The sequence below is a fragment of the Haloferax sp. Atlit-10N genome (assembly GCF_003586325.1).
Lineage (GTDB): Archaea > Halobacteriota > Halobacteria > Halobacteriales > Haloferacaceae > Haloferax > Haloferax prahovense.
Genome location: NZ_PSYX01000001.1, coordinates 34,272 through 58,598 on the forward strand (window position 1 = coordinate 34,272; position 24,327 = coordinate 58,598).

25 protein-coding genes are annotated in these 24,327 nt (G+C 67.7%); 17 read left to right on the top strand and 8 right to left on the bottom strand.

The features are described from left to right. The first annotated feature begins 11 nt into the window (after window positions 1-11). From C5B91_RS00180 to C5B91_RS00190, 3 genes are all read left to right on the top strand, one after another. On the top strand, window positions 12-1,988 hold the full coding sequence (locus C5B91_RS00180; protein WP_115818933.1) for a bacterio-opsin activator domain-containing protein: 1,977 nt from the start codon (window positions 12-14) through the stop codon (window positions 1,986-1,988). A gap of 198 nt (window positions 1,989-2,186) precedes the next feature. Continuing rightward, the gene (locus tag C5B91_RS00185) at window positions 2,187-2,879 is read left to right on the top strand and encodes a V-type ATP synthase subunit D (RefSeq protein WP_008091441.1); all 693 of its coding nucleotides are present in this window, start codon (window positions 2,187-2,189) and stop codon (window positions 2,877-2,879) included. Window positions 2,880-2,967: 88 nt separating this feature from the next. Next, window positions 2,968-3,351: a DUF6276 family protein gene (locus tag C5B91_RS00190; RefSeq protein WP_115818934.1), complete on the top strand. Its 384-nt coding sequence runs from the start codon at window positions 2,968-2,970 to the stop codon at window positions 3,349-3,351. A gap of 59 nt (window positions 3,352-3,410) precedes the next feature. Here C5B91_RS00190 and prf1 read toward each other — a convergent pair whose 3' ends face one another. After that, window positions 3,411-4,655: a peptide chain release factor aRF-1 gene (gene prf1 / locus C5B91_RS00195; RefSeq protein ID WP_008091445.1), complete on the bottom strand. Its 1,245-nt coding sequence runs from the start codon at window positions 4,653-4,655 to the stop codon at window positions 3,411-3,413. A 154-nt stretch (window positions 4,656-4,809) separates the two neighbouring features. Here prf1 and minD point away from each other — a divergent pair, with 154 nt between their 5' ends. Beyond that, window positions 4,810-6,630 carry a cell division ATPase MinD gene (gene minD / locus C5B91_RS00200; protein ID WP_115819290.1) on the top strand — a complete coding sequence of 607 codons (1,821 nt, stop codon included), beginning with the start codon at window positions 4,810-4,812 and terminating at the stop codon, window positions 6,628-6,630. Between the two features lie 39 nt (window positions 6,631-6,669). Beyond that, entirely contained in the window at window positions 6,670-6,807 is a 138-nt protein-coding gene (locus tag C5B91_RS22225) for a hypothetical protein (protein ID WP_008091450.1), read from the top strand. A 45-nt stretch (window positions 6,808-6,852) separates the two neighbouring features. Here C5B91_RS22225 and argS read toward each other — a convergent pair whose 3' ends face one another. Further along, window positions 6,853-8,616 carry an arginine--tRNA ligase gene (gene argS, locus C5B91_RS00205; protein WP_008091452.1) on the bottom strand — a complete coding sequence of 588 codons (1,764 nt, stop codon included), beginning with the start codon at window positions 8,614-8,616 and terminating at the stop codon, window positions 6,853-6,855. Between the two features lie 211 nt (window positions 8,617-8,827). Between argS and C5B91_RS22230 the strand changes: the two genes are divergently transcribed. From C5B91_RS22230 to ribB, 3 genes are all read left to right on the top strand, one after another. Beyond that, complete coding sequence (locus C5B91_RS22230) at window positions 8,828-8,980, top strand: hypothetical protein (protein ID WP_181950689.1); 153 nt, start codon at window positions 8,828-8,830, stop codon at window positions 8,978-8,980. A gap of 315 nt (window positions 8,981-9,295) precedes the next feature. After that, window positions 9,296-10,036, top strand: coding sequence for a DUF120 domain-containing protein (locus tag C5B91_RS00210; RefSeq protein ID WP_181950690.1), 741 nt, complete (start codon window positions 9,296-9,298; stop codon window positions 10,034-10,036). Continuing rightward, complete coding sequence (gene ribB, locus C5B91_RS00215) at window positions 10,033-10,722, top strand: 3,4-dihydroxy-2-butanone-4-phosphate synthase (RefSeq protein ID WP_008091458.1); 690 nt, start codon at window positions 10,033-10,035, stop codon at window positions 10,720-10,722. The genes C5B91_RS00210 and ribB overlap by 4 nt, the downstream gene beginning before the upstream one ends. A 32-nt stretch (window positions 10,723-10,754) precedes the next feature. On the opposite strand, the gene C5B91_RS00220 is transcribed toward ribB, so the two are convergent. Continuing rightward, entirely contained in the window at window positions 10,755-11,645 is an 891-nt protein-coding gene (locus C5B91_RS00220) for an NAD(P)-dependent oxidoreductase (RefSeq protein WP_008091460.1), read from the bottom strand. A gap of 90 nt (window positions 11,646-11,735) precedes the next feature. On the opposite strand from C5B91_RS00220, the gene C5B91_RS00225 reads away from it, so the two are divergent. Further along, window positions 11,736-12,674 (top strand): branched-chain amino acid transaminase, encoded by a 939-nt coding sequence (locus C5B91_RS00225; protein WP_008091462.1) that lies wholly within the window; start codon window positions 11,736-11,738, stop codon window positions 12,672-12,674. 78 nt (window positions 12,675-12,752) lie between these two features. Here the strand turns inward: C5B91_RS00225 and C5B91_RS00230 are convergent, their stop codons facing one another. Together C5B91_RS00230 and C5B91_RS00235 are read right to left on the bottom strand one after the other, a co-directional pair. Continuing rightward, complete coding sequence (locus C5B91_RS00230) at window positions 12,753-13,397, bottom strand: DUF502 domain-containing protein (protein ID WP_008091463.1); 645 nt, start codon at window positions 13,395-13,397, stop codon at window positions 12,753-12,755. A gap of 79 nt (window positions 13,398-13,476) precedes the next feature. Further along, the gene (locus C5B91_RS00235; RefSeq protein WP_115818935.1) at window positions 13,477-14,316 is read right to left on the bottom strand and encodes a proline dehydrogenase family protein; all 840 of its coding nucleotides are present in this window, start codon (window positions 14,314-14,316) and stop codon (window positions 13,477-13,479) included. A 126-nt stretch (window positions 14,317-14,442) separates the two neighbouring features. Between C5B91_RS00235 and C5B91_RS00240 the strand changes: the two genes are divergently transcribed. The 6 genes from C5B91_RS00240 to C5B91_RS00265 all read left to right on the top strand — a co-directional run bounded on the left by C5B91_RS00240 (window position 14,443) and on the right by C5B91_RS00265 (window position 19,853). After that, the gene (locus C5B91_RS00240; RefSeq protein ID WP_115818936.1) at window positions 14,443-14,985 is read left to right on the top strand and encodes a CDP-2,3-bis-(O-geranylgeranyl)-sn-glycerol synthase; all 543 of its coding nucleotides are present in this window, start codon (window positions 14,443-14,445) and stop codon (window positions 14,983-14,985) included. Between the two features lie 228 nt (window positions 14,986-15,213). Next, a complete protein-coding gene (locus C5B91_RS00245; protein WP_008091467.1) occupies window positions 15,214-16,410 on the top strand; it encodes a glycosyltransferase family 2 protein in 1,197 nt (398 codons plus the stop codon). A gap of 96 nt (window positions 16,411-16,506) precedes the next feature. After that, a complete protein-coding gene (pyrE, locus tag C5B91_RS00250; protein ID WP_004973603.1) occupies window positions 16,507-17,037 on the top strand; it encodes an orotate phosphoribosyltransferase in 531 nt (176 codons plus the stop codon). Window positions 17,038-17,111: 74 nt separating this feature from the next. After that, complete coding sequence (locus tag C5B91_RS00255) at window positions 17,112-17,825, top strand: phosphoribosyltransferase family protein (RefSeq protein ID WP_004969046.1); 714 nt, start codon at window positions 17,112-17,114, stop codon at window positions 17,823-17,825. 189 nt (window positions 17,826-18,014) lie between these two features. Beyond that, a complete protein-coding gene (locus C5B91_RS00260) occupies window positions 18,015-19,487 on the top strand; it encodes an NCS2 family permease (RefSeq protein WP_049968006.1) in 1,473 nt (490 codons plus the stop codon). A 111-nt stretch (window positions 19,488-19,598) separates the two neighbouring features. Next, window positions 19,599-19,853: a glutathione S-transferase N-terminal domain-containing protein gene (locus C5B91_RS00265; protein WP_008091473.1), complete on the top strand. Its 255-nt coding sequence runs from the start codon at window positions 19,599-19,601 to the stop codon at window positions 19,851-19,853. A gap of 36 nt (window positions 19,854-19,889) precedes the next feature. On the opposite strand, the gene C5B91_RS00270 is transcribed toward C5B91_RS00265, so the two are convergent. Next, window positions 19,890-20,273: a hypothetical protein gene (locus tag C5B91_RS00270; protein ID WP_008091475.1), complete on the bottom strand. Its 384-nt coding sequence runs from the start codon at window positions 20,271-20,273 to the stop codon at window positions 19,890-19,892. Window positions 20,274-20,339: 66 nt separating this feature from the next. Continuing rightward, window positions 20,340-21,314 carry a transcriptional regulator gene (locus C5B91_RS00275; protein WP_004973594.1) on the bottom strand — a complete coding sequence of 325 codons (975 nt, stop codon included), beginning with the start codon at window positions 21,312-21,314 and terminating at the stop codon, window positions 20,340-20,342. Window positions 21,315-21,456: 142 nt separating this feature from the next. Between C5B91_RS00275 and C5B91_RS00280 the strand changes: the two genes are divergently transcribed. Next, window positions 21,457-22,725: a tRNA(Ile)(2)-agmatinylcytidine synthase gene (locus C5B91_RS00280; RefSeq protein ID WP_115818937.1), complete on the top strand. Its 1,269-nt coding sequence runs from the start codon at window positions 21,457-21,459 to the stop codon at window positions 22,723-22,725. A gap of 24 nt (window positions 22,726-22,749) precedes the next feature. Here C5B91_RS00280 and C5B91_RS00285 read toward each other — a convergent pair whose 3' ends face one another. Further along, on the bottom strand, window positions 22,750-23,193 hold the full coding sequence (locus tag C5B91_RS00285; protein WP_008091480.1) for a hypothetical protein: 444 nt from the start codon (window positions 23,191-23,193) through the stop codon (window positions 22,750-22,752). Window positions 23,194-23,268: 75 nt separating this feature from the next. On the opposite strand from C5B91_RS00285, the gene C5B91_RS00290 reads away from it, so the two are divergent. Beyond that, complete coding sequence (locus tag C5B91_RS00290) at window positions 23,269-24,318, top strand: ATP-binding protein (protein ID WP_008091481.1); 1,050 nt, start codon at window positions 23,269-23,271, stop codon at window positions 24,316-24,318. The last annotated feature ends 9 nt before the right edge of the window (window positions 24,319-24,327 follow it).

The following is a 24,327-nucleotide window of genomic DNA, read 5'->3' on the forward strand; positions in this document are numbered from 1 at the left end:
CACACCCCCGTATGGACGCCACTTCGTCTCGCGCGCACGTCCTCGCGGTCGTCGGCCCCGCCGTCGACCGGGGGCGACTCTTAGACGCGCTCTCGCCGCTTTCGGTGTCGCTCGCCGCGTCCGTCGATGCGGTGGGCCGGCGCGCCGAGGACGAACGGGTCGACTGCGTCGTGCTTGCGACCGACCGACTCGCGGACGTTGAAGCGGTCCACGGCGCGCTCGCGGTCCCGCTGGTCGTCGTCGTCCCGACCGACGGCGACCTCTCGGCGGCGGCCGCCCGCGACGCCGGCGCGGCCGACGTGGTACCGGTCGTCGACTCGAACCTCTTCGAGCGGCTTCCCGAACGGGTCGAAAGCGTCGTCGCGTGGCGTCGCCGCGGCGCGACGGCCGCGAGCAAGATAACCGAGGACCTGAAGGAACAGGCGATAGACGAGGCACCGGTCGGCATCACCGTCGCCGACTGCTCGCTTCCCGACCGACCGCTCGTCTACGTCAACGAGGCGTTTGAGGCGATGACCGGCTACTCGGCCGACGCGGCGCTGGGGCGGAACTGCCGATACCTTCAGGGACCGAACACCGACCCCGAGCGGGTCGCCGAACTCCGCCGCGCCATCGAGGCCGAAGAGTCGGCGTCGGTCGAACTGCTGAACTACCGCGCGAACGGCGAGACGTTCTGGAACCGGGTCGACGTCGCGCCGTTGAGCGGGCCGGATGGCGAGGTGACCCACTACGTCGGCTTCCAGACCGACATCACGGAGCGCGTGCGCGCGGAGACGGCCGCCGAGCGGTACGCCGAGAGAGTCGACGAAGAGCGCGAGCGTCTCCAGACGCTCGTCGAGCACATCGAGGGCTTGTTGGCGGACGTGACGAGCGCGCTCGTCCGCGCGGAGAGCAGACAGGAACTCGAAGCCGCCGTCTGCGACCGAGTCACCGCCGCCGGGTCGTTCACCTGCGCGTGGGTCGGCCACTGCGACCTCGCACCGGCGGTCATCGTCCCGAACGAGCGGGCCGGAGCCGACACCGAATTCCTCGACGGCCTCGAAATCGACCGGTCCAACCCCGACGACCCCACCGCTCGCGCCGCGGAGACGCGGACCGTCCAGTCGGCGACTGTCGGTGACGGGAGCGTCTCCGCGGAGACGCTCGTCCCGTTCGACTCGGTCATCGCGGTTCCGTTGGCCCACCGCGGGACGCTCTACGGCGTCTTGACCGTCTACACCGACGCCGCGGAACTCGACGACCAGGTTCGGGTGGTCTTCGGGACGCTCGGTCGGGCGGTCGGCGCGGCCATCGACGCTTTCGAGAGCCGGCGGTCCCTGCTGTCCGACGAGCGGCTCGAACTCGAAATCGAGGTGCGCGACGAGACGCAACCGCTGGTCCGACTCGCCGCCGCGGGGGACTGCAAACTCTCGTACCGCGGTTCGGCCCAACACGACGACGGGACCGTGAGTCTGTTCGTCTCGACGGACCCCGCGACGGAGTTCGACGAGGTCGACACCGCGCTCGACGGCCTTCGGAGCGTCGACGTCCTCCCTCGCGGTGACGACGCCGAACTCTACGAACTCACCTTCGCCGACGGGTCGCTCGTCCACCTCGTCGCCGACGCGGGCGGGCGACTCGTCGACCTCGAAGTAGACCGCCTCGGCTGTCGGCTTACGGTCGTCGTCCCCGACCGCGTGGCGGGGCGGGCGCTCCTCGACGACTTCAAGTCGGTCGCGGCGAACGCCGAACTCCGATCCGTGACGAACCGGTCCGAACCGCCGGAGGCGCGCCGCGAGTTCGTCGCGAGCGTCAACGACGACCTGACCGACCGCCAGCAGTCGGCCCTCCAACTCGCCTACCTCGGCGGGTATTTCGAGTGGCCGCACGCCGTCACCGGCGACGAACTCGCGGAGACGATGGGTGTCTCGCGGGCGACGTTTCACCAGCACCTGCACGCGGCGGAGCGAAAACTCATCTCTCGGTTTTTCGATGGAGAACCGTACTAGCGGGGATATCCGGCGTTTCGATAGCCGCTCGATGTCTACCGGCCTCGGTACCCCGACATCAGCACCCGTGACGACCCACGAACTGAATCGCGGTCTCGACCCACAGACGTGACGTCTCCCCGTCACGACGGAGTTCGGGCGGTCCGGCCGGCCAGACAGTAAAAGATTAACACCCCAGGCGAACAACCCCCGCCAACGATGGCCGAAGACGTCAAGCCGACCCGCAAGAACTTGATGGCGATCGAAGATCGCATCGAACTCTCCGAGCGGGGCCACGACACGCTCGAACAGAAGCGTGACGGGCTCATCATGGAGTTCATGGATATCCTCGACCAGGCCCAGGACGTGCGGGCCAACCTCAATCAGGACTACGAGCGCGCGCAGAACAAAATCAACATGGCCCGCGCCATGGAGGGCGACGTGGCCGTCCGCGGCGCGGCCGCCGCGCTGAAGGAGTACCCCGAAATCACGACGCAGTCCAAGAACATCATGGGCGTCGTCGTTCCGCAGATCGAGTCCTCGCGTGTGAAAAAGAGCCTCGATCAGCGCGGCTACGGGCTGCTCGGCTCCTCGGCCCGCATCGACGAGGCCGCCGACGCCTACGAGGAACTCCTCGAATCCATCATCCTCGCCGCGGAGGTCGAGACGGCGATGAGGAAGATGCTCGAGGAAATCGAGACGACGAAGCGCCGCGTCAACGCGCTCGAGTTCAAACTCCTGCCGGAACTCTACGAGAACCAGGAGTACATCGAGCAGAAGCTCGAAGAACAGGAACGCGAGGAGATCTTCCGCCTGAAGAAGATCAAGGCGAAGAAGGAAGAAGAAGAGAAGGAAGAACGCGCCGCCAAGGAAGCCGCCGCCGAAGCGGAAGCGGCGACCGCGGCCGACTGAGGCCGACCGCGCGCGACCGTTCTCTCTCCAGTTCTCTCTCGGTCGGGTCTCCGACCGTTTTTCACCGTCTCGGCGCGTAGAGACTGCTATGTCCTGTCCCGACTGCGACGGTGAAATCGCCGTCTTCGCAGTGCCCGAACCGCTCGAGTCTCACGCGCCCGAAGCGGCGCTGACCGTCGGGTTGTGTGCCGGTTGCCTCCGACTTCACCCGGCGGAGACGGCGCCGACCGGCGGCGACGAGCGCCCGCTCGCGGACGTGCTCCCCGAGGGCGACGCGGGCGCTTCGGTCGCGCTCCTCGTCGGCATGCTCGACTCGCTGGCGCTCAACCGCGCCGGCATCGTCGACTGCGTCGAGTTCGCCGAACGGTCTGGCATCGACGTGCATCTCACGCTCGACCGACTCCAGCGGGAGGCGACCGACCCTCACTTCGACGTCGCCCGTCGGCAGGCGCAGTTGGACGCGTTCCTCTGAGCGCCGCCGCTCCGTGCTGTCTGACAGCGTGGCGCGCGAAGACGCCGAGGAGGGGTCGCTTAGACGCCGGTGGAGTACCGGAGAATGCCGGCGATACCGCCGAACGCGTCGTAGAGCTGTTCGCCTTTCTCGAAGTCCGTGCTGATGAACTTCGTCTCGGTGCCGCGCTGGTCGGCGAGGTCCATGAGCCACTCGATGACGTCCTCGCGCTCTTTCAGCTCGGCTTCCGAGCCGCCTTCGCACTCGTGGGTCGGCGTGTTGTGACGGTGGTCGACGAGTTCGTACTCCTCTTGGCCGTCGCAGTCGTAGATGGCGATGTCCTTCCGCAGGTCCTCGGAGATGAGGAGACGGTCGACAGAGCCCATCACGAGGTTCTTCCGGGTCGCCTCGAACCCGTATGTGGACTCGTTGCCGCGGTGGAGCTTCTCGAAGAACTCCTCCATCTGCCTTTTGTCCTTCATGACCTCCTGGTCGGCCAGCGCGTCCTGGCCGGCGTCGACGAGGTCGTAGAGGCCGGACTCGTCGGTGTAGGCTACGTCGAACTTCCCGACGACGAGGTCCTGCAGTTCGTGGTGGAGGTAGTCGCCGTCGAGGAACTCGTCTTTCGTCGGCGAGGGGCCGCCCACGAGGATGCCGTCCATCTCGTGTCGCTTGGGGACGAACAGGTCGTTGGCCATGCCGGCGACCTCCTGATAGAAGTTGTCGATGGCTTCGAGGCGGAGGCGGGCGAAACGCTGGGCGGACTGACCACCTTTGCGCTGCTTACCGGGGACGAGCGACGAGGCGCTCTTGACCGGCTCGACGCGCTTGCCCTTGAGCCAGCCGACGTTGGCCTCGCGGCGGTCGAGGACGATGAGCCCGAACAGGCCCTTGTCCATGAGCATGTCCTCGAGCGGCCCGGTGAGGAAGTTCGAGTCGCAGTGGTACCGGAACGACTGAATCGGCTCCGGCGGGCTCTCCAGCACCTTCGTGACCATGTCCGTCTGGCCGCCGCCGGAGTTGACCGCTCCGGAGAACATGACGATACCGCGGTCCGGTGGGAAGGTGTCGTAGTACCGGAGTCGGTCCTTGATGCTCGTCAGGGCGTCTTGGACGTTCGTTCGCGTCTGCTTCGATTTGATGTTAGACGCTTCGCTGTGCTCCGTGATGACGTGTTCGACCACGTCGGAAATCTGCTTGTCTTCGGGGATGTAGATGGTGACGAGCTGCGTTCCTGACCCTTCGTACTCTCGCAGGTCCTCGATGACCTTCTTGAATTCGTACTTTCGGCGGTCCTCGCTCGCCTCCTCGGCGTCGCTACTCATCACTCCACCTAGTCCCTCCAGCGGCTAAGTAACCTTTGACTGGTCACGTTCCACGGTATCCTGCCGCACGAGCCGCCCTACGACCCGACTTCGAGACGAGCGCGGTCGGAGAACATTTATGTGGCTGTCACGGGTGGACTTCGACGTTGGAATTATGGCCCGGGTGTACGCAGTTGCCAGCGCGAAAGGCGGGGTTGGAAAGACGACGACCACGGCCAACCTCGGGACGACGCTCGCGATGGCCGGTCACGACGTCGTCGTCGTCGACGGTGACCTCGGGATGCCGAACCTCGCCGGCGCGCTCGGCGTCGACCCGGACGGGGCGACGCTTCACGACGTATTGACAGGCGAGGCGGCGGTCGAGGCGGCCGTCTACGAGGGACCGGCGGGACTCTCGGTGCTCCCCGGCTCGAACGCCCTCGAAGCGTTCGCGACGGCGAACGCGAAGGAACTCGAACCGGTCGTCTCGGCGCTCGAAGCGAGCTACGATATCGTCATCATCGACACCGGCGCGGGGCTGAGCGACGACACCTTCGTCCCGTTGAAGCTCGCCGACGAGGTCGTCTTGGTCTCGACGACCGAGCGCGAGTCGCTCGGCGACACTGAAAAGACCCGACAGCTCGCAGAGCGCATCGGCGCCGACGTGGTCGGCGTCGTCCTCACGCGCGTCAACCAGTCGAACCCGAACGCCGACGTGGTCGCCTCGCTCCTCGACGCCGGCGTCATCGCCGTCGTCCCCGAGGACCCGGCCATCCGCGAGGCGCTCAGCACGCAGATTCCGGTCGTCGCCCGCTCGCCCGACAGCATCGCGGCCGCGGGCTACCGCGCCCTCGCCGAAGCGCTCACCGGCAAGCCGGTGCCGATTCCGGACGACGCGGTCGACTCGGCCGACTCCGAGGTCGCGGCGGACGAGTCGGACACGGAACCCGAACCGGCGGCCACCGCGGAATCCGCTTCCGACGCGGCCAGCGACGACGACGCGGTCGACGGCGAAGCAGCCACGCCGGAGGCGAGTGAGCACACGTCGGTCGTTCAGGTCGACGCGGACCCCGCAGCGGAGTCCGACCCGGAATCGGAACCCGACGTCGAAGCCGAGACCACTGACATGGACCCAGAGCCGGCGGTCGAGGACACTGACGCCGACCCCGAACCGGACGACGACCTCGCGGCGTCGATTCCATTCTCCGGTGGCTCCGCTGGAGCGTCGGACGACTCCGCCGAACCCGACGCGGACCCCGCCGAGGACGCGGGCGAACCGGCGGTCGAAACGGATGCAGTCGCCGACCCGATGGATGGTGACGACTCCGCCGAACCCGACGGTGTCGTCGAAGCCCCAGACGTTGGTGCGGCCGCCGTCGAAGCCGGTGATGACGACGCGCCGGCCGACCCGCTGGCGGCCGACGCGTCCGACGACTCGATGGTCGCAGACCCCGAACCGGTCGGCGACGAGGAACCGGAGAGTGACCCGCTGGCGGCGGACCTCGAAGCGGTCACTCGCGGCACCTCGACCGCCGACCATGAGGCCGCCCTGGATGTCGACGCCGACGCCGGTGCGACGGGCACGGACCCGCTCGCTGAAGGGACCGTCGAAGCAGAGTCGGTCGGCGACCTGTCGCCCGGTTCACCGTCCGACGACCCCGCCGAGGTTCCCGAGACGCCGGCGGACGATGCTGACCCGGTGACTGCGGGTTCCGAATCTGAGGATTCCGAATCCGCGGAGTCCGTCCCTACGGGTTTCGACCCCGACGCCGAGGAGACGGACGCGCACGGCGCGGACGAACCCCTCGTTGCCGAGGCTGAGCCGAGCACCGCCGACACTGGTGCTGACGCCGACGCCGACGCCGACGAATCGCCCGAAGCCGGCGGCGACGAGGAGGGCGTCTACACCACTTCGCTCGTCGAGGAGGTCGAGTCGTTCGACGACGACGAGCGCGACGAGAAGAAAAAGGGATTCTTCAGTCGTTTCCTCGGCTAAACGGGAAGGCCTTTTACTCGCGTCTGCGGAAAGCCCTCTATGGCAGACTCTGAGTCCGTTCCCTTCTGGTGGATAGTCCTGTTTCTCGTCCTCGCGCTCGGCAGCGGTGCCGCCGTCGTCTTCTCGGTCGGCGGGTCGCTCATCTCGGGGGCCGCGGTACTCCCGCTTTTCTTCTGAACCGCCGGAAAAAAGCCGTCTCCGAAGAACTCGCTCAGCCCGCGGTCACATCGACTCGGGCGCTTCCACGCCCACGATAGCGAGTGCGTTCGCCACCGCGTTCCGCGAGGCCTCAACGAGCGCGAGGCGGGCCGCGCCGACCTCCTCGTCGGCGTCGAGCACGGGGCACTCGCGGTAGAAGGTGTTGAACACCTCGGCGAGCTCGCGGGCGAACGTCGCCACGGTGTGGGGTTCGAGGTCGTCGGCCGCGGCCTCGACGACGGCGGGGAACCGCGCGATGGTCGCCAGCAGGTCGCGCTCGGCGTCGGTCGTCAGCACGGTCGGGTCGACCTCGCTCGCGTCGAGGCCGGCGGCGGCCGCCTCGTCGGCGATGCCGCAACAGCGCGCGTGGACGTACTGGATGTACGGCGCGGACTGCGCCTCGAAGTTGAGCGCCTGGTCCCACTCGAAGGTGATGGTCTTCGTGGGCTGTTTGGAGACGATGTCGTAGCGGACCGCGCCGATGCCGACCTGCCGGGCGATGCGGTCGATGTCGGCCTCGCCGAGGTCGTCGTCGCGAGTGCGGCCTTCGAGGCGGGTCTCGACCTCGTCGCGGGCGCGGTCGATGGCCTCGTCGAGGAGGTCGTCGAGCATGACGCCCGTCCCCTTGCGGGTGGACATCGTCTCGCCGCCGGGGAGGTTGACCCACGAGTAGATGACGTTCTCCAGTTTGTCCACGTCGTTGCCGAGGATGTCCAGCGCGGCGCGGAGCTGTCCGGACTGGAGCTTGTGGTCCTCGCCGAGGACGGTCACGGCGCGGTCGTAGTTGTCGAACTTCCACTCGTGGTGAGCGAGGTCACGCGTCGTGTACAGCGAGGTGTCGTCCGACCGGAGGAACACGAGGTTCTTCTCGAAGCCGTAGTCCTCGAGTTCGAGTTGCCACGCGTCTTCCTCGTAGACGGCGTGGTCGGTCTCCTTGAGGCGCTCGGCGAGGTCGCGGGTGCTCCCGTCGAACATGAACCGCGTCTCCTTGACGAACTCGTCGAACTCCGCGGGGAGGCGTTCGAGACACTCGCGCATGCCGCCGAGCACCTGGTCTACCACGGTCTCGACGCGGGCGTAGGTCTCCTCGTCGCCCTCCTCGATGCCCTGGAGAATCTCGGTAATTTCCGCTTCCGCCTGCTCGACTTCCTCGGGGTCGGCCTCTTCGAGGAACGCGTTGCCCTTGCGGTAGTAGCGAACGAGGTCGTACTCGACGCGCTCGCGCGCGGGTTCGCTGTCGAGCTCCGCTTCGTCGAACGTCTCGTAGGCCCACGTGAAGACGGCCATCTGGCGGCCGGCGTCGTTCACGTAGTAGTGGCGGTCGACGTCGTTGCCGGCGAAGTCGAGCAGGTTGGCGACGGCGTCGCCGATGACCGGGTTACGGGTGCGACCGACGTGGACCGGGCCGGTCGGGTTCGCGCTCGTGTGCTCGACGACGACGCTGTCGCCGGTCGCGGGCAGGCGACCGTACTCCTCGTCGGCCGCGGCGGCTTCGAGGGTGTCGTCGTAGTAGGCGTCGGAGACGTGGAAGTTGACGTACGGGCCCTGCGTGTCGACCGCGGCGAGGTAGTCGTAGCCCTCGACGGAGAGTTCATCTGCGATGTCGACGGCGATCTTCGGCGGCGGCGCGCCGACGACCCCGGCGAGTCTGAAGGCGACGCTGGAGGCGAGCGTCGCGGGTACGTCCTCCGGCGGTTCCTCGACCCCGAGGTCGTCGGTGGGAAGGTCGAGCGACGAGAGCGCCGCAGAGAGCGCCGTCTCGACCTCCTCACGGAACTGTCTGAACATGTACGCGGATTCTCGATAGGCGGCTAAAGGCCTTTCCGAACCGTTCGAGCGACCGCGCGCCGCATCGAACGGTGACGCTCGTTTCCCCGGTTGACGGGGTAGTCTTCCCGCCGCTCGCTCCGATACCTTACCAGTTAGGTAATAGTGGTATATCGTAAGCGGACGACATTCAAATCACGGGCGGCGACCCGCCGCTCTCACCACCCCACCCATGAGTCAATGCAACCACTGCGATGCGTTCGTGTCGAACAACTTCGTCCGCGTCTTCGGCGACGAGGACGGCAACGTGTACGCGTGTCCCAGTTGCTCGGCGAACGCGGGTATCTCACAGGTCAGCACCGAGCGGCGAGCGTCGTCTCCCTGAGGTTGCGATTCGGTCGCTGGCCCGACGGCCCGGAGCTCGTGGCATCACACACTCACCGCCACTCTCCATCACACCCACACTCTCCACCACCACACACCCACACCGTCACACCGACCCAGCGGCCGGTGCCGCTCTCGTCGAACCGAGAGACTTGACCGCGCGCCCGCCGAACACGCCCTTCTCGACGCGGTAGACTGACCGACGGACTTACCCGTTCGCGATTGGAACTGTCGCGTATCCACGGCGGTCGCGTCCACCGGTCGTTCCTTCTCTGACTATCTCACTATTGGAGCGCATCTCACTTACGATACGCTTATGGGGAGCGCGTTCGAAGCGAGAGGTATGTCAGAATCGGCAGTCGCCGCGGCGGTCGGGTACGACGAGTTGGCCACGCTCAAACTCGTCGCGCTCGACGGCGGGCGCTCCGGCCCGGTCAAGCTCTCCTGTTCCGGCGTCGCGAACCGACTCGACGTGTCGAACCAGACGGCCTCTCGTCGCCTCCAGCGCCTCGAAGAAGCCGACTTCGTCGACCGCGAGGTCGTCGCCGACGGCCAGTGGATAACCATCACCGACGCGGGGGAGTCCGCGCTCAGACAGGAGTACGCCGACTACCGACGCATCTTCGAGACGCCCTCGGTTGTCGTCCTCGACGGCGAGGTCACCGGCGGGATGGGCGAGGGTCGCCACTACATCTCGCTTTCGGGCTACATGGAGCAGTTCAGAGACCGGCTCGGCTACGAGCCGTTCCCCGGCACGCTGAACGTCCGCCTCGACGACGACGCGGTCCGCGCTCGCGCCGGCATGACCGCCCTCGACGCGGTCCCGATAGACGGCTGGGAAGACGACGAACGCACCTTCGGCCCGGCGACGTGTTACGCCGCCTCCGTCGCGGTCGGCGACGAGTCCTACGAACCGGTCCACATCATCGTCCCCGAGCGAACCCACCACGACGAGTCGCAACTGGAGATAATCGCGCCCGATAAGCTCCGCGACGAACTCGACCTCGACGACGACGACGAGGTCACGGTCCGCGTCGAGGAGGCGGATTACGAATGAGCCGCACCGCCGAGTCGACCGGCGACTTCGACGCCGTCTCGCGCGTTCTCGACGCCTTCCGCGCCGGCGAACCGGTGCTCGTCCACGACTTCGACGACCGCGAGGGGGAGACCGACCTCGTCTACCCCGCGGGCGCGGTCCGTCCGGCCGACGTGGCCCGGATGCGCAACGACGCCGGCGGCCTCGTCTGCGTCGCCCTCCCGAACGACGTGTCAGAATCCCTCGGCCTCCCGTTCATGGACGACGTGCTCGACCACCCGGCCGCGTCGTCTCACGACCTCGCCTACGACTCTCGGTCGTCGTTTTCGTTCACGGTGAACCACCGCGACTCGTTTACGGGCATCACCGACCGCGACCGCGCGATGACCATCTCTCGACTCGCACCCGTCGCCGAGGCCGCCCGCGCCGGCGAGTACGACGCCGACGACTTCGGCGGCGAGTTCCGTGCGCCCGGCCACGTCCACCTGCTCCGCGGCGCGCCGAACCTGCTTTCTGACCGGCAGGGCCACACTGAACTCGGCCTCGCGATGGCCGACGAGGCGGGTATCCCGCCGGCGGTCGTCGTCTGCGAGATGCTCGACGACGAGACCGGCGCGGCCCTCTCGAAGGACGCCGCCCGCGACTACGCCGACCGACACGGCTTCGCCTTCGTCGACGGCGACGGCCTCATCGACGAACTCGTCTGAGCGATCGGGGGGGTCCGCCCCGATTTACCTTCTCACGCGCGCCCGTCGCGCCACGACCACGTCGGTTCCCAGCCGAGCAGTCGCTTTGCCTTCTCGGTCGAAACGAGCGCCTCGTGGTCCGAAAGCGGCGCTCTGACCTCCGCGCCGGGGTAGACCTCGCGGGCGACTGTCTCTGACTCGACGGTCGTCGAGGTGTCGGCGGCCGCGGCCCAGAACACCTCGTGGCCCGCGAAGTCGGCTTCGAGCGCCCGGCGGACGAGCCGCGCGGCGTCCTCTCTGCCGAGGTACGAAAAGAGCGTGTTGCGCGCGGTGTGGAAGTGCCCGGCGTCCCGCAGTCCCGACAGCGAGCGGTCGGCCTCGGCGAAGGTCCGGCGGGCCTCTTCTTCACTCGGCATCCACGGGAATCGGAGGCTGGCGACCGTCTCGGGTGCGTCGTCGCGGCGGACGACCCCCGCGGCGGTCTGCTCGGCGACGTACTTCCCGAGGCCGTAGGGGTTCGAGGGCGTCGCGCGGTGGGTCTCGTCGACCGGGAGGAAGTCGATTCGAGCGGGGTCGGGTTCGAAGCTCCCGCCGATGGCGCTCATGCTGGAGGCGGCGACCACGCGGTCGATGCCGAGCGCGGCGGCGACTTCGAGGACGACGTAGGTCGACTGGACGTTGCTCTCGAAGACGCGGTGGCCGGGGTCGTTCGTCGGCGTCGAGATGGTTCCGAGATGGACGACTGCGTCGGCGTCGACGTCGCTGAGCGCCGCGGTGAGGTCGCCCGGGTCGAGCGCGCTCACGCGGTAGTCGTGGTCCGCGAGCGACGACTCGCTGTGCCGCGAGCAGTTCGTGACGGTGTAGCCGCTCGCGCGGAGGTGGGCGACGACGGTCGGCCCGAGGTTTCCGGTCCCGCCCGTGACGGCGACGGATTCGAGGCTCATACCCCGTCATGACGGCCCGCGGACAAAACCGCGGGGGACGCGGTGGTCGGGTCGTCATGATTTTAGAGGGGGGCCACCGAAGGCCACTACATGGGATTTGACGAGATGGATGTCTCGACGATTTGGCAGAGTGGAGAGTACAAGGACTGGGAGGACGCGACGGTGCACGTCCTCACCCACGGACTCCACTACGGGACGGGCGTCTTCGAGGGCGTTCGCGCCTACGACACCGACCGCGGCCCGGCCATCTTCCGTTGGGAGGAACACCTCGAACGGCTCTATCAGTCCGCGAAGCCCTACGACATGGAGATTCCGTACACGCGCGAGGAACTCACCGAGGCGACGCTGGAGGTCATCCGCCGCAACGACCTCGACGGCGGATACATCCGCCCCATCGCCTTCTACGGCTACGACTCGCTCGGCGTCAGCCCCAAGGACAACCCGACTGAGGTCGCCATCGCGGCGTGGCCGTGGGGGACCTACCTCGGCGAGGACGCGCTCGAAAACGGCGTCGACGTGATGGTCTCGTCGTGGCGCAAGCACGCCTCCAGCCAGATTCCGACGAACGCGAAGACGACCGGGCTCTACGTGAACTCCATGCTCGCGGGCGAGGAAGCCCGCCGCAACGGCTACGTCGAAGCCATCGTCCTGAACAAGGAGGGCAACGTCGCAGAGGGTCCCGGCGAGAACATCTTCATGGTCCGCGACGGGAAGCTCTACACCCCCGGGCTCTCCCAGAGCATCCTCGACGGCATCACCCGCGACACCGTCATCACGCTCGCCCGCGAGCGCGGCTACGAGGTCGACGACAGCGCGACCATCAGCCGCGGCGAACTCAACACGGCCGACGAGCTGTTCTTCACCGGCAGCGCCGCCGAAGTGACTCCCATCCGCAAGGTCGACAACGTCGTCATCGGCGAGGGCACTCGCGGCCCGGTCACGGAGGAGCTGCAGTCCGCCTTCTTCGACCTCGTGGAGCGCCGCACCGACGACCACGAAGAGTGGTTCACCTACGTCGACGAGCAGTAGACGCCCGCGAAAACGAGCTCCCTTTTCACGTCACTGTACCGCCACGGCCCGATAGCGACGACCGCCGCCGCCGAATCCTTACTCGTTGCTGGGGACTCGCCCGTCGCCGGACTCTTCGGTCACTTCGATGTTGAACTCGTCCACGTGGTCCTGTTCTGCGAACCCGGCCGAGAGGACGCGCGTGAGGGCCTCTTCGACCTTCTCGCCGGTCTCTTCGATGTCTTCGGGGTCGACTTCCATCACGAACCCGGTGGTGATGTTCGGCGCGGTCGGCATGAAGACGATCTCCTTGCCGTCTTTGGTCGTCTTCCCGGTCTTGAACGCGGTCATGCGGATGCCCGGCCACGTTTCGAGACGGACCGGCTTCTGGAGGTCTTCGGTACCAGTGAGGGCGGTTTCGACCGCGAGCTTAGAAGCGTTGTAGATAACGCGAACGAGCGGGACCTTGTTCATGGCGGCGTCGAGGCCGGATTCGAGCAGGCGACCGGCCGTCGTCCGCATCAGGTAGCCGACTGAGAGGACCAACAACAGGAAGATGATGATGGCGACGAAGAACCCGAACACCTCCGAGAGGTAGGTGTACGGCTCCGGAAACTCCAACAGGCGGTCAACTCCCGGTATGCGGACGATTGCGCCGTACAGAATGGAGAGGACGTACAGGATGACGATGAGCGGAACGAGGACCACGAGGCCGCTGGCGAAGTCGCGTCTCCACGAGGACATTGATATCGGGTACGTGAACCCGCGGGCATAAGGGGATTTCTAGTGCGGGACGGGGGCGTACCCGCACCCCATCGCTCTCTCAGACGCCGACGACCGCCCGGAGTGCGAACAGGGCGTTTTCCTTGCGCTCGCGGACCCGGCGGTAGAAGTACGAGACCCACTTGTCGCCGTAGGGCGCGTACTGCCATACTTCGACGCCCTTGGCGGCGAGTTCGCGCTGGGCGTCCTCGCGCACGCCCATGAGCATCTGCACCTCGTAGTCGCGGTCGTACTCCGCGCCGAGGTCCCGGGCGTAGGCTATCATCTCGGGGTCGTGGCTGCCGACCGCGATGCCGCCGTCGTACTCCCGAAACAGGTACGCGAGGAGCTCCTTGTACGCCTCGTTGACCGCCGATTTCTGCTTGTGGGCGACCGCGGCGGGTTCGTCGTACGCGCCCTTGACGAGGCGAATCTTCCCCGGCACGTCGGCGAGGCGTTCGAGGTCTTCGGGGGTGCGCTTGAGGTTCGCCTGCACGCACAGCCCCATCCCGCCGTCGAACTCGCGGGCGAGTTCCTCGAAGGCGTCGAGGGTCACGTCTGTCGTCTCGTGGTCCTCCATGTCGCACCACAGGAAGACGCCGTGTTCGTCCGCCGCCTCGGCGATGCGCCGGTAGTTCTCTTCGAACACGTGGTCGCCCGCGTCGAGACCGATTTGGGAGGGCTTGACCGACACGCAGGCGTCGATGCCGGCCGAGGCGATGTCCTCGACGAGGCTGACGTACGCCGCCGCGTCCTCGTCCGCGGGGCCGCGCTCCGCGTAGTGCTCCCCGAGGAGGTTGAGGATGACCGCCACGCCGTCGTCGTTCATCCGTCGGGCGTGGTCGAGCGCTCCCGCCGCGGACTCCCCCGCGACGAACCTGCTCGCGATGGGCGGAATCATAACGAACGATTACGACCCTCAGCTATTGAGGGTTATCATCGGTTCGGACGCGAAATCGAACGACTCCGGCGCTTCGAACGGCGACGAACCGTCGGAACTTACATTCTTCGCCGCCGACGGGTCGGTATGGTCGTCTCTCTCGTCGCCACCGCCTTCTGGGCGATGTTGCCCGCGTACGTGCCGAACAACGCCGCCGTCCTCGCGGGCGGTGGCCGCCCCATCGACGGCGGGCGCATGTGGGGCGGTCGGCGCGTCCTCGGGGACGGAAAGACGTGGCGCGGCACCGCCGCCGGGACGCTGGCCGGGACGCTCCTCGCCGTCGTCCTCAACGCCGCCGCGCCCGCGGTCTCGGGCGCGCTCGGCGTCTCGCTCCCGACGTTCCCGCTCGCCGCCGGGTTCGGCCTCGCGCTCGGCGCGATGCTCGGCGACATCGGCGCGTCGTTCCTCAAGCGTCGGTCGGGTCGGGAGCGCGGTGCCGCCTTCCCCGGTCTCGACCAGCTCGACTTCGTCGTCGGCGCGCTCGTCCTCGCGCTCGTCGCTGCACCCGGCTGGTTCTCGGCGACGTTCACCCTGCCCGTGCTCGCGGTCGTGCTCGTGATGACGCCCGTGCTCCACGTCGTCACCAACGTCGGCGCGTACCTGCTCGGGCTGAAAAACGAGCCGTGGTAGGCGGTCGAGCGTCCGCGCGACGGGTCGCCGACCGACGCGCGCAAGGCGACGAGGCCGGTCCCTCGGTCGCTCTCGCCGCCGTCCCTTCGGTCCCCGCTCGTTCCTGTTACGAAGCCGATATCACCGCGAGACACCGCGATTAACTCGGCATAATTCGAGTCAAACGTCCCGTACTGCGCTGGACGGACGCCGCGGTTCAAGTCCCTCCGACGGTTGCGACTCGGCCAGATGAAGACAGAACGCATCTCACTCATCGTCGGTGGACTCGTGGCCGTCCTCGCGGCCGTCGGGACGGCCGCGCCGTGGCTCGCACCCGGCGGGGTCGACTGGACCGCCGCGGGCGAACTGCTGGTCGTCGGAACGACGGCGCTTTTCACTCTCACGGCCCTCGTCTGGGTCGTCCTCACCTACGTCGTCGGCGCGGGCTACGAGCCCCCGGCCCCGGAGTACGGCCCCGACGAGATTCAGGTCCGCATCCTCACCGTCGACGCCGAGTCGATCGTCCAATCGACCGTCGACTCGCTTCCGGCGTCATTCGACGAGGTCCACGTCGTCGCCGAGACCGACATCGACGTCGCGGGCGCAGCGGTCCACGCCGTCCCCGACGAGTTCGACTGCGACGCCGTCCGGAAGGGTCGCGCAATCGAGTGGGCGCGGCGGAACCTCGAAACCGACCGCGAGTACGTCCTCTACCTGGACGAGGACAGCCTGCTGGAGTCGTTCGACGGGCTTCCCGGCTCCGACGTGGTCCAACTGCGCGAACGGCCGCGTCGGACCGACTCGCTGTTTTCCTACCTCGCCGACGTCTACCGGATGGGCGTCCAGATAGAACAGCGCGCCTTCGCGCGCCTCTCGATTCCGCTGTTCGCGTGGGGCGGCGGTATCGCCGTCCGCCGAGAGGTCGAAGAGGCGGTCACGTGGGACCGCGAGACGCTCGTCGAGGACACCGCGTTCGTCTGGGCGGCCGCACAGGAACTCGACGACTTCACCTTCGACCTCGCGACGGCGACCTGCGCCAACGAGGCCCCGCCGTCGCTCACCGAGATTCTCCAACAGCGCCGCCGCTGGGCCGCCGGCAATCTCGACGCCGCGACGGCGCTCCCGGTTCACTACCAGCTTCTCACTCGCGTCCGCAACTACGCGTGGGCGCTCTCGCCGGTGGTCACGGTCGTCGCCGTCCCCCTGTCGGTCCTCGGCGTCGGCCTCGTCGCCAGCGGCCTGTTCGCGCTCGCGTCGCTCGCGCTCGGCGCGCTCACGGCGTTCTGGTACCTCCGGGGTGTGGTCTACTACGGCCGCGACAAGTTCTCGTGGGCGCTCGCGGTCCCGCTCGCGCCGGTCGTCACCGTCGTCCACTCGATGGGGACGGTCGCGGGAATCCTCGACCCGCCCCGCGACTTCCGCGTGACGAAGAAGACCGGGAAGTAGGGGTTCGCCTCGATTGCCGCGGTAGCGTGGGTCGGCGCGACCGAACCGCCCCGAACCGTCCCGCTTAAGCGCCTCCCTGAACCCTCTCGAAACAAGATGGCGAACGCAGCACTCATCGAGGCGCTTCGAGCCGCCGACGCGGTCCAGTTCGGCGAGTTCGAACTCTCCCACGGCGGCACGTCGAGCTACTACGTGGACAAGTACCTCTTCGAGACCGACCCCCGGTGTCTGAAGCTCATCGCCGAGGCGTTCGCGGAGCGCGTCGCGGACGACGACAAACTGGCTGGCGTCGCGCTCGGTGCGGTCCCGCTCGTGGCCGCGACCGCGGTCGAGACGAACAAGCCGTACGTCATCGCCCGCAAGAAGGCGAAGGAGTACGGGACGGCCAAGCGCATCGAGGGCGCGCTCGACGAGGGCGAGGAGGTCGTCGTCCTCGAAGACATCGCGACGACCGGCCAGAGCGCCGTCGACGCCGTGGAGGCGCTCCGCGAGGCCGGCGCGGTCGTCGACCGCGTCATCGTCGTCGTGGACCGACAGGAGGGCGCAGCGGAGCTGTTAGCCGAACACGACATCGAACTGGAGTCGCTTCTCACCGCCGAGGATCTGCTGGCTGACGCCGACCGCTAATACACGCTTGTGACTAATTCACTCGGAATCGGCAATCGAAGTATTCATTTTTGTGCAAGTACGAAGGCGGAGGCATGAACAGAGCAGAGAAGGCCGCACTCCAGTTGCAGGCTGTCTCCGTGCTCCGGATGCTCAAAGAGACCCGGACGTACGACGAGCTGGCCGAACTCACGGGACTGCCGGCCGGCGACCTCAACCGCTACGTCAACGGGCACGTCCTGCCCGGAGTCGAACGCGCCCGGGAGGTCGTCGAGGGCGTCGGCCGCGACGCGCTCGCCGACGAACTCGAAGCCCGCGTCCGATTCGACGACGAGGGCTACGTCGACAACTCCGGCGTCGTCTTCGACCAGTCGTTCCTCGACCTCGTCGCGCCCGTCGCGGCGAACACGCTGAACCTCGAACGCCCCGACGTGATTCTGACCGCGGCGACCGACGGCATCACCCTCGGCGCGGCGATGGCGAGCTACTTCGGCGCGCGCCTCGCGTACGCGAAGAAGTCGAAAGAGACCGCCGTCGAGGACTTCATCGAGTCGCGCCAGCGCCTCGCGTCCGGTATCGAACTCACCTACTACCTCCCCGCCAGCGCCATCGACGACGGCGAGCGCGTCCTCGTCGTCGACGACCTCATCCGCTCGGGCGAGACACAGGAACTCCTCTTGGACATCGCGCTGCAGGCCGACGCCGACATCGCCGGCGTCTTCGCGCTCATCGCCGTCGGCGACGAGGGGACGAACCGCGCCCGCGAACTCACCGACGCCCCGGTCGGCGCGCTGAGCAGTTTCGACTGAGGCTCCCCCGCGGCCGCTCGAATAAACGGCTCTAAACTCGTTAGCCAACTTACAAATGGTGGGAAAATAGGCACTTATGTGCCGTTCTCTCACGCTGAATGGGCTGTTTAACTCACGTTCGTGGATAATTCTGCCCGGGAGGATGGTAATGCTTATGTGTGCAATCGTGGGTATGCTTAGTCGTGCATCATGGGGCTCTCTGAAACCCTCGCAAACTACTTCGACGTGCATAAACACGGGTCCACGGTCAGGACCGAGATTCTCGCGGGCATCACGACGTTCCTCACGATGTCGTACATCGTCGTGGTCAACCCGTCGCTTCTCACAGACCAACCGTACATCGAGGGCGTCGACGGCATCGCCATCGCCGGGTACACGCCGGGCGAGGTCCAGTCCATGCTCGCTGTCGTCACCATCCTCGCGGCCGCCATCGCGACCACGGTCATGGCGTTCTACGCCAACCGACCCTTCGCGCAAGCGCCGGGCCTCGGCCTGAACGCCTTCTTCGCGTTCACCGTCGTCGGCGCGTTAGGCGTCCCGTGGCAGACGGCGCTCGCGGCCGTCTTCGTCGAGGGAATCATCTTCATCGCGCTCACCGCCGTCGGCGCGCGGGAAGCCATCATCAAGGTGTTCCCCGAACCGGTCAAGATGGCCGTCGGGACCGGTATCGGACTGTTCTTGGCGATTATCGGCTTACAGGCGATGGGCATCGTCGTCAACGATAACTCGACGCTCATCACGATGGGTGACCTCGCGTCGAACCCCGTCGCCATCGTCTCCATCGTCGGCCTGTTCTTGACGTTCGCGCTCTACGCGGCGAACGTTCCCGGTTCCATCATCATCGGCATCGCCGGCACGGCGATTATCGGATGGGCTGTTACTGCCTTCGGATTCGTTGCTCCTGATGCGGGTCTGGTCGCAGGTACAACAACGACAACGATTTCGCTCCCTCTCCTTGGTGCTATTGACCTCGTTATGCCCGGTGGAGGTGCCGCAACCTACGACATCACGCCGCTCGCCGGCGCGTTCATCTCCGGCTTCGGCAACGTCGAGGCGTTCAGCTTCGCGCTTATCGTCATCACGTTCTTCTTCGTCGACTTCTTCGACACCGCCGGCACGCTCGTCGGCGTCGGGCAGGCCGGGGGCTTCCTCGACGACAACGGCGACCTCCCCGACATCGACAAGCCGCTCATGGCCGACGCGGTCGGTACCACGGCTGGCGCGATGCTCGGGACCTCGACGGTCACGACCTACATCGAGTCCGCCACCGGCGTCGAAGAGGGCGGTCGCACGGGCCTCACCGCGCTCGTCGTCGCCCTCCTGTTCCTCGGCTCGCTCGCCATCGTCCCGCTCGCGACGGCCATCCCGCAGTACGCCTCTCACATCGCGCTCGTCGTCATCGGCGTCGTGATGCTCCGCAACGTCGTCGACATCGCGTGGGACGACATCACGTTCACCATCCCCGCCGGCATGACCATCCTCGTCATGCCCTTCACGTACTCCATCGCCTACGGCATCGCGGCGGGTATCGTCTCGTACCCGCTCGTGAAGGTCGCCGCCGGCGAGTACGACGAGGTCAGCGTCGGGCAGTGGACGCTCGCAGCCGCGTTCGTCCTCTACTTCGTCATCCGTACCTCCGGGATGCTGCAAGCGCAGGTCTGAGACGCCGATCCGCGACCGCTCGATTCCCCCGCAGGCGTGCGTTTCTCTCCGATGCGTCCGCGACACACACCACCGCCGCGTTTTTCCGCTCGGACTCCATACCTCCGAGCGATGTCTCAACTCGTCCTCTACGAACTGCAGGGCTGTCCGTACTGCGCGAAGGTGAAGAACAAGCTCGCCGAACTCGACCTCGAATACGAGTCGCGGATGGTTCCCAGCGCCCACGCCGAGCGCACGGAAGTCGAAGCGGTAAGCGGGCAGACCGGCGTCCCCGTCCTCGTCGACGAGGAACACGGCGTCGAGGGGATGCCCGAGAGCGACGATATCGTCGACTACCTCGAAGAGACCTACGGCTCGGCGGCGTAACCCCCTCCCCTTTCGCGGCGGCCGTCGGGCTCCCGCTTACTGTTCTCGTTTTCGACCGCACGCGGTCTCGTAGCTCGCGCGGAGCGCGTCCGAGAGTTCGGCGATTCGGCTCGGCTCGATATCGACCGTCGCCCACGACCCGACGATTCGACCGTTCGCCTCGAACGGCAGGACGCGGTGTCGTTTCGCGACCGCCGCTCGCGACTCGGCCGACAGCGACGTGAGCGAGAGCCCCTGCTCCGAGACGACGGCGAAGAGCGTCCCGTTCGCCCGAAACGACGGGCAGCCGAAAAGCGCCGTCCGCTCGACCGCCGGCCACGACGCGGCCTCGCGCCACACCGCGGCCGCGAGCGTTTCGACGGCGGCCGGCGACTCCTCACTCGTCCCCGCACCCTCGGTTGTCCTCTTCGATTTCGACATCACAGTCGCTACGCTGTCGAGGAGAATAACGGTAGTTGCTCGGAGGCGAGCACCCGACCCCGCCGGTTAGCTCTCTGCGGGGTCGCGGGTCCGCTCTCGAATCAGGTCGCGAATCTCGTCGGGGTCGTCGATGGCGGCGAGTTCCTCGCAGCTGACGATGCCGGTTCCGTCGACCGACTCGCGTTTCTGTTGTTCCTCGACGAAGTAGACCGAGCGCGTCCGCGTGATTTCGCCGAGCGAAGACATGATTTGGGCGCGCTTTTCGGCGCTTCTGGTGAACGACGAGTGGCCCGTGAGAACGTTCGTCTCCTTCTTTCGTCCGGCGTCCTCGCTGACGGCCTTGAACGGTGCGCGGGCGGTCGGGTGGACGGTGAAGCCGGCGCGCGTCAACACCGACAGAACGTGTTCGTCGTCGGGGTCCACGTCGGGGTCTTCGGGAGTCGGCTCGGCGTCGCGCACGTCCTCCGCGCCCGTGAGCACGTCGACCGGGCTCGAGAAGGGACGATCGAACAGCTCTTCGAGGTGAATCGCCACTTCGATGCTCGCGTTCATGCCGTTTTCGTACTTCGAGACGGTGCGCCGCGAAACGCCGAGCTCGGTCGCGAGCTGTCCGAGGCTCCACCCGCGTTCTTGCCGCTCTTCGGCGAGCACGTCGCCGTCGAGGCTCACGTACAGACCGCCGGGGGCGGCGTAGATGAGCGGGGGAACCTCTTCGACGAACAGGTCCATGGCGGTGTCGGGGTTCAACACCGGCACGCCGTGACGGAAGTAGACGACTCCGGGTTTGAGGTCCTCGTCTCGGGTCCGAAGCCCGACGACCAACGGCGTGGCGTCGAGGTACGAGCCGAGGCGTCGCATCTCGGAGCCGGTGACGCCGTCGAACGCGTCGATGTTCCCCAGTATCTTGAGGAGCAACAGGTCCTCACCTCTCCGGGCGGCGAGGTCGAAGCTCTTCGGCCGGATGGCGATGCGGTCGCTCACGACGAAGCCCGCGTCTTGGAGCATCGCGGCGACATTACCAACCAGCGCTGACCGGGACATAGGGGGCAATAAGCGATTCGGCCCATAAAGCGTTTTCCCCGGTATCGACGCCCTCGCCGACGTGTATCCCTTCTCGATGCCGCATTTATATAGCCGCGACCGACCCGAAAGGCGTTACTGCGCCCTCCGGCAATCTCCGCCGATGACCGTCATCGGCCTCGACGACACCGACTCCCGCACCCTCGGGATGTGTACGACCTACCTGGCGACGCTCGTCGCCGAGGCAGTCGAGGCCCGCGGCGGGACCGTCGAGCGGCGACTCCTCGTCCGGCTGAACCCGGCGGTCGAGCACAAGACCCGCGGGAACGCGGCGCTGGCGCTTCACGCCGACCTCCCCGCGGGCGCGGCGCTCGACGTCGCCCGCGACGAGCTCGACCGCTGGGCCGTCCTCGACGACGACCGAACCAGTCCGGGCCTCGTCGTCGCGCCGGGGTCGCCCGACACGGTTTCGACCGCCGTCGCCGACTTCGCCCGCGACGCCGTCCGCGACTTCCACGACCTCGACGCCGCGGTCAACCTCGCCGAGCGCTCCGGGTTTCTGACCGAGGGTTGGCACGGCGGGCGGGGGCGCATCGGCGCGCTCGCGGCCGTCGGCGCGTGGGCCGCCTTCGACGAGTGGACCTACGAACACATCTCCTACCGCGAGTTCCACCGCTGCGGGACGCCCCGCGAGGTCGACTTCGACTCCGTCTTCGACGCCGCGGACGCGGCGTACCCCGACGCGTGGGACACCGTGGACCGCGAGGAGGGCGAGGCCGTCTGCGTGCCGAACGCGCCGGGACCGATTCTCCACGGCATCCGGGGCGACGACGCCGACACCGTCCGCGAGGTCGCCGCCGCCATCGCCTCCGAGCCCGTCGACCGCTCGGCGACGTTCCTCACGAATCAGGGGACCGACGCGCACCTCCGCGACGGCGCCGTCTCGGACCTCCGCGACGGCCGCGCCTACCGGGTCGCCGGCACCGTCGCCTCCGACCCGGAGACGCGCGCCGGCGGCCACGTCTTTTTCGACCTCGAAGCGGGCGGCGCTTCGGTTCCCGTCGCCGCCTTCGAACCGACGAAGCGCTTCCGGAACCGGGTGCGGGCGCTCCGTGTCGGCGACGCCCTCACCGCCTGCGGCGAGGTCGGAGACGGGACGCTCAAACTGGAGAAGTTCGCGGTCCGCGACCTCGTGCACACGGAGCCCGCGACGCCCGTCTGTCCCGACTGCGGGCGGACGATGAAAAGCGCCGGGCGGAATCAGGGCTACCGGTGTCGCGACTGCGGGACCGACGCGCCCGGTAAAGTCGAGCGGGCGGTCGACCGCGACCTCGAACTCGGCTGGTACGAGGTGCCGCCCTGCGCCCGCCGACACATCGCCAAACCGCTCGTTCGCGGCGGCTTCGACGCGGCGACGCACCCCGAACGCTGAGCCCGCGGCTCGCAGCCGTCCACCTCAGTCTTGGACGACCAGCACGTTCGTGTTCTCGCGGCGGTCGACGAAGGAGCCCCCCGCGGGCGGTTTCACGTCCACGACGAGCGTTCCGTCCTCGCGGTTCGCGCCGAGTTCGGCGTCGACGCGAACGGTCGCTGAACCCCCGTCTCCCGTCTTCGCCGTCGCCACGCCGTCGATTTCCGCGGTTCCGGACTTGACGATGACCGTCGCGCCCTCGACGGGGTCCCCCTCGTGGTCGACGACGGTGAAATCGAGCGTCTGTGCGCCGGGACCGACCACGTCGGGCGTCGGCTTTACGTCGAGCTCCGAGGTGGCGAGTCCCTGCACTCCCGAGAGCATGTTGAGCATGACGCTCATGCTGGCGACGCCGACCACGAGAGCGACGACGAGGCGGACCGGGAGCCCTTCGATGGCGCGCGTGTCTGACCGAAACGTATCGAGCATGGACCGTCTGGCCGCGGGTTCGTATATAAACTCTCGTCCGGAGGTTCAAGTCGCATCGCGGGACCAGTCCGCGCCATGCACACCATCGGCCGCGACTCGGACGAAGATGGTCCTGTCTGCCGGTTCGGGAACTACCGCGCCCGCGACGGGAGCGACGGCGCGGCCGTCGGCCTCGACGTGAACCGCCCGCACGCGGCGGTCGTCGTCGGCAAGCGCGGAAGCGGGAAATCCCACACGCTCGGCGTCGTCGCCGAGGGCCTGGCGCGCGCCGCGGGCGTCGCGCCGGTCGTCATCGACCCGATGGGCGTCTTCGACGGCCTCGAAGCGTCACCGATAGACGGGACGGTCCACGACGCGCCGAGCGTCCGGGCCGACGCGCTCCCGCCGAGCGCGTGGCCGGACCTGCTCGGTCTCGACCCGACCGCCCCCGCGGGGTCGCTCGTGTGGCGACTCGCGGCCGAGGAAGACTCGCTGTTGGCGATGCGCGGGGCGGTCGACGACGCCGACGCCGCGCCCGAGACGCGCAGAGCCGCGGCGAACCACCTCGCGCTCGCCGACTCGTGGGACGTGTTCCACCCCGACGGGCTCGACCCGAGGTCGCTCTGCGGTCCCGCGCCCGACGTGCTCGACCTCTCCGGACTGGACGAGACTCCCGCGAGCGCCGTCGTCCGCGTCGTCGCCCGCGGCCTCTACGACGCCCGCGTCGCGGACGCTGTCTCCCGCATCCCGTGGATGCTTCTCGACGAGGCCCACGCGTTCGTCGGCGGGCTCGCAGACTCCGCGCTTCGGACACTTCTCACGCGCGGGCGAGCACCCGGCGTCGGCGTCGTTCTCGCGACCCAGCGGCCCTCCGCGCTCCCCGAGGTCGCCGTCTCGCAGGCTGACCTCCGGGTCATCCACCGACTCACCGCCGGTCCCGACGTGTCGGCGATTTCGGCCGCAGACCCGACGTACTTCGACGAATCGCTCCGCGCTCGGCTCCCGCGGGAACGCGGCTGCGCCCTCGTCGTCGACGACACCGCGGAGACGGTCCACGACGTGCGGGTCCGTCCCCGAGAGACGCCGGACGGGGGCGCGACGCCGCGGGCGGTTCCCGAGCGTGACGGTTCCGAAACCGTGGAGTAGTCTGCCCGG

Coding starts and splice junctions, on each gene's coding strand:
- C5B91_RS00280 (WP_115818937.1), top strand. CDS start 21,457: ATGACCGTCATCGGCCTCGACGACACCGACTCCCGCACCCTCGGGATG.
- C5B91_RS00180 (WP_115818933.1), top strand. CDS start 12: ATGGACGCCACTTCGTCTCGCGCGCACGTCCTCGCGGTCGTCGGCCCC.
- C5B91_RS00285 (WP_008091480.1), bottom strand. CDS start 23,193: ATGCTCGATACGTTTCGGTCAGACACGCGCGCCATCGAAGGGCTCCCG.
- minD (WP_115819290.1), top strand. CDS start 4,810: ATGGCCCGGGTGTACGCAGTTGCCAGCGCGAAAGGCGGGGTTGGAAAG.
- C5B91_RS00210 (WP_181950690.1), top strand. CDS start 9,296: ATGGGGAGCGCGTTCGAAGCGAGAGGTATGTCAGAATCGGCAGTCGCC.
- C5B91_RS00190 (WP_115818934.1), top strand. CDS start 2,968: ATGTCCTGTCCCGACTGCGACGGTGAAATCGCCGTCTTCGCAGTGCCC.
- C5B91_RS22230 (WP_181950689.1), top strand. CDS start 8,828: ATGAGTCAATGCAACCACTGCGATGCGTTCGTGTCGAACAACTTCGTC.
- C5B91_RS00275 (WP_004973594.1), bottom strand. CDS start 21,314: ATGTCCCGGTCAGCGCTGGTTGGTAATGTCGCCGCGATGCTCCAAGAC.
- C5B91_RS00245 (WP_008091467.1), top strand. CDS start 15,214: ATGAAGACAGAACGCATCTCACTCATCGTCGGTGGACTCGTGGCCGTC.
- C5B91_RS00240 (WP_115818936.1), top strand. CDS start 14,443: ATGGTCGTCTCTCTCGTCGCCACCGCCTTCTGGGCGATGTTGCCCGCG.
- argS (WP_008091452.1), bottom strand. CDS start 8,616: ATGTTCAGACAGTTCCGTGAGGAGGTCGAGACGGCGCTCTCTGCGGCG.
- pyrE (WP_004973603.1), top strand. CDS start 16,507: ATGGCGAACGCAGCACTCATCGAGGCGCTTCGAGCCGCCGACGCGGTC.
- ribB (WP_008091458.1), top strand. CDS start 10,033: ATGAGCCGCACCGCCGAGTCGACCGGCGACTTCGACGCCGTCTCGCGC.
- C5B91_RS00220 (WP_008091460.1), bottom strand. CDS start 11,645: ATGAGCCTCGAATCCGTCGCCGTCACGGGCGGGACCGGAAACCTCGGG.
- C5B91_RS00255 (WP_004969046.1), top strand. CDS start 17,112: ATGAACAGAGCAGAGAAGGCCGCACTCCAGTTGCAGGCTGTCTCCGTG.
- C5B91_RS00265 (WP_008091473.1), top strand. CDS start 19,599: ATGTCTCAACTCGTCCTCTACGAACTGCAGGGCTGTCCGTACTGCGCG.
- C5B91_RS00230 (WP_008091463.1), bottom strand. CDS start 13,397: ATGTCCTCGTGGAGACGCGACTTCGCCAGCGGCCTCGTGGTCCTCGTT.
- C5B91_RS22225 (WP_008091450.1), top strand. CDS start 6,670: ATGGCAGACTCTGAGTCCGTTCCCTTCTGGTGGATAGTCCTGTTTCTC.
- prf1 (WP_008091445.1), bottom strand. CDS start 4,655: ATGAGTAGCGACGCCGAGGAGGCGAGCGAGGACCGCCGAAAGTACGAA.
- C5B91_RS00260 (WP_049968006.1), top strand. CDS start 18,015: ATGGGGCTCTCTGAAACCCTCGCAAACTACTTCGACGTGCATAAACAC.
- C5B91_RS00270 (WP_008091475.1), bottom strand. CDS start 20,273: ATGTCGAAATCGAAGAGGACAACCGAGGGTGCGGGGACGAGTGAGGAG.
- C5B91_RS00235 (WP_115818935.1), bottom strand. CDS start 14,316: ATGATTCCGCCCATCGCGAGCAGGTTCGTCGCGGGGGAGTCCGCGGCG.
- C5B91_RS00225 (WP_008091462.1), top strand. CDS start 11,736: ATGGGATTTGACGAGATGGATGTCTCGACGATTTGGCAGAGTGGAGAG.
- C5B91_RS00290 (WP_008091481.1), top strand. CDS start 23,269: ATGCACACCATCGGCCGCGACTCGGACGAAGATGGTCCTGTCTGCCGG.
- C5B91_RS00185 (WP_008091441.1), top strand. CDS start 2,187: ATGGCCGAAGACGTCAAGCCGACCCGCAAGAACTTGATGGCGATCGAA.